This is a genomic window from Kribbella sp. (assembly GCF_035655035.1).
In the GTDB taxonomy this organism is placed as follows: Bacteria; Actinomycetota; Actinomycetes; order Propionibacteriales; family Kribbellaceae; genus Kribbella.
Map to the genome: position 1 here is coordinate 1 of NZ_DASRVN010000001.1, position 5,272 is coordinate 5,272.

Annotated in this window: 5 protein-coding genes; all 5 read right to left on the minus strand. The window is 70.1% G+C overall.

Annotated features, from left to right (window positions below; all coding sequences use genetic code 11):
* Positions 1-644, minus strand: a 644-nt coding sequence (proB, locus tag VFF46_RS00005) for a glutamate 5-kinase (protein ID WP_325034851.1), incomplete at its 3' end; no start/stop codon positions are given.
* Between the two features lie 4 nt (positions 645-648).
* The gene (obgE, locus tag VFF46_RS00010) at positions 649-2,232 is read right to left on the minus strand and encodes a GTPase ObgE (protein WP_325034852.1); all 1,584 of its coding nucleotides are present in this window, start codon (positions 2,230-2,232) and stop codon (positions 649-651) included.
* Between the two features lie 124 nt (positions 2,233-2,356).
* Positions 2,357-2,617: a 50S ribosomal protein L27 gene (rpmA, locus tag VFF46_RS00015; RefSeq protein WP_130381076.1), complete on the minus strand. Its 261-nt coding sequence runs from the start codon at positions 2,615-2,617 to the stop codon at positions 2,357-2,359.
* 7 nt (positions 2,618-2,624) lie between these two features.
* Entirely contained in the window at positions 2,625-2,966 is a 342-nt protein-coding gene (rplU, locus tag VFF46_RS00020; protein WP_325034853.1) for a 50S ribosomal protein L21, read from the minus strand.
* 110 nt (positions 2,967-3,076) lie between these two features.
* On the minus strand, positions 3,077-5,272 hold a 2,196-nt coding region (locus VFF46_RS00025), incomplete at its 5' end, for an Rne/Rng family ribonuclease (protein ID WP_325034854.1).

The following is a 5,272-nucleotide window of genomic DNA, read 5'->3' on the forward strand; positions in this document are numbered from 1 at the left end:
CCGACCCCGGACGCCCCGGTCTTCCCGATCGCGAGCGGTTCGAGATCGGCGGCGCCGCGGATCTCGGTCACCATCGACGTACCGGGTTTGCGCGGGTCCCCGTCGTACAGGCCGTCGACGTCGGACAGCAGCAGCAACAGGTCCGCGTGCACGAGATGACTGGTCAGCGCGGCCAGCCGGTCGTTGTCACCGAAGCGGATCTCGGTGGTCGCGACCGTGTCGTTCTCGTTCACGATCGGTACGACGCCGAGCTCGAGCAACCGCGCGAACGTCCGGAACGCGTTGCGGTAGTGCGATCGGCGCGTGACGTCGTCGACCGTCAGCAGCACCTGCCCGACCCGCAACCCGTGCGCGGCGAACGCGTCGCTGTAGCGGGCCATCAGCAGGCCCTGCCCGACCGACGCGGCCGCCTGCTGAGTGGCCAGGTCCCGCGGCCGCGACCGCAACCCCATCGGCGCCAGGCCGGCCGCGATCGCGCCGGACGAGACCAGTACGACCTCGGTGCCCTCGACCCGCCGCGCCGCGACGGCGTCGACGAGCAGGCGAAGTCGTTCCAGGTCGATCCTGCCGCGCTGGGTCAGCGACGACGAGCCGACCTTGACGACGATTCGCGTGGCGTTGGACGCCTCCGCGCGATGCTCCATGAAATCAACCGTTCTGGTCGAGTTCCTCCGCCGCGGCCTGCTCGCGCGCTTCCTTGCGCGCCTGCTTCGCCGCCGCCTCTGCCGCCCGCTTCGCCTCGGCCGGGGACAGGTCGACCTCGTCGACCGCCCAGCCATGACCGTACTCCGACCAGTCCTCGGACCGGTCGCCCTCGCGGAACGCGTGGTACTCCGAATCCTTCGCCCGCCGCCGCTGCTCCGCCGGGCGGACCTCCTCCAGCCGGTGGTCCTCGCCCCGCCGGGCCAGGATCTCGGCGCCGGCCTGGACGTCCGGCGCGAAGTCGAAGACGATCGCGTTCGGACCGTCGCCGATCACGACCGCGTCGCCCGGCCGCGCACCGAGCTTCAGCAACTCCTCCTCGACACCGAGCCGGTTCAGCCGGTCCGCGAGGTAGCCGGTCGCCTCCGCGTTCGCGAAGTCGGTCTGCTTCACCCAGCGTTCGGGCTTCTGGCCCTGTACCAGCCAGCCGCCCTCGTCCGGCAGCTTCTTCACCTTGAACTCGGGCCCGCCCTGCACCTGCGGCCGGATCACGATCCGCGTGTTGTCGGGCTTCTCCGCCTCCGCACGCCGCCGTACGACGATGTCGGCCATCGCGAACTTCAGCGCCTCGAGACCCTCGTGCGACGCCGTCGAGATCGGGAACACCCGGTACCCGCGCCCGGTCAGCTCGGCCTGCACCATCTCCGCGATCTCGCGGGCGTCCGGTACGTCGATCTTGTTCAGCGCAACGAGTCGCGGCCGGTCCTCGAGCCCGCCGTGCGCGGTCAGCTCGGCCTCGATCGTGTCCAGGTCGCTGAGCGGGTCGCGGCCCGGCTCGTACGTCGCGCAGTCGATGACGTGCACCAGCGCCGCGCAACGCTCCACGTGCCGCAGGAAGTCGTGGCCGAGACCACGGCCCTCGCTCGCGCCCTCGATCAAGCCCGGTACGTCGGCGACCGTGAACGTGGTGTCTCCCGCGACCACGACGCCGAGGTTCGGGATCAGGGTGGTGAACGGGTAGTCCGCGATCTTCGGGCGGGCGCGGCTGATCGCGGCGATCAGCGACGACTTGCCCGCGCTCGGGAACCCGACCAGGCCGACGTCCGCGACGACCTTCAACTCCAGGACGAGCGTCCGTTCCTCGCCGTCCTCACCGAGCAGCGCGAACCCGGGCGCCCGGCGGGTGTTGCTCGCCAGCGCCGCGTTCCCCAGGCCGCCCTTGCCGCCCTGCGCCGCGATGAACTCGGCGCCCGGGCCGACCAGATCCGCGAGTACTTCGCCGTTCGCCGAGCTGATCACGGTGCCGTCCGGGACGGCGAGGACCACGTCGGCGCCGTTGCTGCCGGCCTGGTGGTCACCCTTGCCCTGGGCACCGTTCGTCGCGGTGCGGTGGCTCGAACGGTGGTAGTCGACGAGCGTGGTGACGTCCGGGTCGACGCGCAGGATCACGCTGCCGCCGTCACCGCCGTTCCCGCCGTCCGGACCGCCGAGCGGCTTGAACTTCTCCCGGTGCACCGAGGCGCAGCCGTTCCCACCGCGCCCCGCGGCAACCTGCACCGTGACACGGTCGACGAAACTGGGGATGGCCATCGGTGGTTCTCTACTTCCTGTCGGGTCCTGCGCAACTGCTGGGTACTCCGTAGACAGCGAAAGGGCGGGTCCGCGGTATTCCGCGACCCGCCCTTCGACAGAGCTTGTGTTCCGGGTGGCGGTGTTACTCCGCCGGAGCCGGGACGATGTTCACGACGCGGCGACCGCGCCGGGTGCCGAACTCCACGTGGCCCTCGGCGAGCGCGAACAGCGTGTCGTCGCCGCCGCGGCCGACCAGGTTGCCCGGGTGGAAGTGGGTGCCGCGCTGCCGGACGATGATCTCGCCGGCGTTCACCAGCTGACCGCCGTACCGCTTCACGCCGAGCCGCTGCGCGTTGGAGTCACGACCGTTGCGGGTCGAGGCCGCTCCCTTTTTGTGTGCCATGTCGAGATCAGCTCCCACTCTTTGCCGAAGAAGACAGCTTCTTCGCGTCGATCGCGGTGACCTTGACCTGGGTGTAGTGCTGACGGTGCCCCTGGCGCTTGCGGTAACCGGTCTTGTTCTTGTACTTGAGGATGGTGATCTTCGGGCCCTTGGTACGACCGAGGACCTCGGCCGACACAGCCACGTTGGCCAGCGCCGCAGCGTCGGCCGTCACGGTGTCGCCATCGACGACGAGGACCGCCGGCAGCGCGACGGTGTCGCCCACCTTCTCGGTCAGGCTGTCGATCTCGATGACATCGCCGACGGCGACCTTCTGCTGGGTGCCGCCACTGCGCACGATCGCGTACACCGTGGATCTCACTCTCTGCTGGATCGGAAAACTTTACGAAGCATAGGTTCGGTGCGCACTCGGCGCACCGAACCACTAGCTTACAACCCCGGGTCGATAACCCGAAATCGTCAGCTGCCGGTGGTGACGAGCTCGGACGGCCCGGTTGCCTCACCCTCGGTAGCGGTCTTGCTCCGGCTACGGCTGCTACGCCGCCGCCGGGTGCTCTTCGCGGCCCCGTTCTGCGCCGCCTCCCCGTCGTTCTGCGCCGCGTCGGCCGGCTCGCCGTCCGCGCTGCCGGCCTCCGGAGCCGGGAAACCGGTGGCTTCCGGGCTGACGTGGTCCTCGGCAGCGGCGGACACCGGGTATCCGGTCGGCTCCGGCGTACCGTCCGCCGTCGCAACCGCGCCCGTACCGTCCGTGCCGTCGGCCGGCGTACCGGCGTCGGCCTCGTCCTTCTTCACCGTGGCGGCGGCGATCTGGGCCAGCTTCTGCGCGGCGTCGCCGTTGTGCTGCGCCTCGGCCTCGGCGGGCTGCTCGTCGTCGCCGCGGTTCTTGCCACGGCGGCGGCGTGAGCTCTTCCGGCCGCCCTCGTCCGCCGGTGCGGGCTTGGCGTGGTCGTGACCGCTCTGCTGCCCGTTCTGGCCGCTTTGCGCGTTCTGACCGTTCTGACCGTTCTGGCCGTTCTGGCCGTTGCGGCGGCGGGACTCCTTCGGCTCGTCGTGCAGGATCAGCCCGCGCCCACCGCAGTGGTCGCAGTTCTCGCTGAACGCCTCGAGCAGGCCGGTACCGATCCGCTTCCGGGTCATCTGGACCAGGCCGAGCGAGGTCACCTCGGCGACCTGGTGCTTGGTCCGGTCCCGGCCCAGGCACTCCACCAGCCGGCGCAGCACCAGGTCCCGGTTCGACTCCAGCACCATGTCGATGAAGTCGATCACGATGATGCCGCCGATGTCGCGGAGCCGGAGCTGCCGGACGATCTCCTCGGCCGCCTCCAGGTTGTTCTTGGTGACGGTCTCCTCGAGGTTGCCGCCGGAACCGGTGAACTTGCCGGTGTTCACGTCGACCACCGTCATCGCCTCGGTCCGGTCGATGATCAGCGAACCGCCCGACGGCAGCCAGACCTTCCGGTCCAGCGCCTTCTTGATCTGCTCGTCGATCCGGTAGTTCGCGAAGACGTCACCGTCGCCGTTCCACTTCTCGACCCGGTCGGCCAGGTGCGGCGCGACCCCCGCCACGTACTCCCGGACCTGGTCGTAGGCCTCGTCGCCGGAGATCACGAGCTTCGCGAAGTCCTCGGTGAACAGATCCCGGACGACGCGGATCAGCAGGTCGGGCTCGCCGTACAGCAGGTGCGGGGCCTGGCCGTTCTTGGACTTCTTGTCGATGTCCTCCCAGGCGGCCTGCAGGCGGCTGACGTCCGAGGTCAGCTCCTCCTCCGAGGCGCCCTCGGCGGCGGTCCGGACGATCACGCCGGCCTCGTCGGGGACGATGTCCTTCAGGATCGTCTTCAGCCGGTTCCGCTCGGTGTCGGGGAGCTTGCGGCTGATCCCGCCGTTGCCGCCGCGCGGTACGTAGACGACGTACCGGCCGGGCAGGCTGATCTGGTTCGTCAGGCGGGCGCCCTTGTGGCCGATCGGGTCCTTGGTCACCTGGACCAGGACGGACTGGCCGGACTTCAGCACCTGCTCGATCTTGCGCGGGCCGTTGGCACCACCAAGGGTCGCCCAGTCCACCTCACCGGCGTACAGCACCGCGTTGCGGCCCTTGCCGATGTCGATGAACGCGGCCTCCATGCTGGGCAGCACGTTCTGCACGCGGCCGAGGTACACGTTGCCGATCAGCGACGTCTGCTCCGCCGTGGTCACGTAGTGCTCGACCAGGACGTTGTCCTCGGAGACCGCGATCTGGGTCAGGTCCTCGCGGGACCGGATCACCATCGTCCGCTCGACCGACTCGCGACGGGCCAGGAACTCGGCCTCGGTCACGATCGGCGCCCGGCGGCGGCCGGCGGCGCGACCCTCACGGCGGCGCTGCTTCTTCGCCTCCAGGCGGGTCGAGCCCTCTACCGCGGTGATCTCGTTCGCGGTGTTCTTGCTGCGGGGTTCACGGACCCGTACGACGGTCTCGTCCGGGTCGTCGGCGGACGCCCCGTTGTCCTCGCCCTTGCGACGGCGACGACGGCGACGGCGACGCGACGAACCGCCCGCGGCCTCCTCGTCGTCGGAGTCCGCCGTACCGTCCTGGTCGGCGTCGTCCGCCTGGGCGTCGGACTCGTCGTCCTGCTCGTCGTCACTCTGCTCGTCGGCGCTGTCGTCCGCATCACC

What these genes read in the sequence shown, in the direction of transcription:
- obgE (WP_325034852.1), bottom strand. Translation starts at nt 2,232, where the DNA reads ATGGCCATCCCCAGTTTCGTCGACCGTGTCACGGTGCAGGTTGCCGCG.
- rpmA (WP_130381076.1), bottom strand. Translation starts at nt 2,617, where the DNA reads ATGGCACACAAAAAGGGAGCGGCCTCGACCCGCAACGGTCGTGACTCC.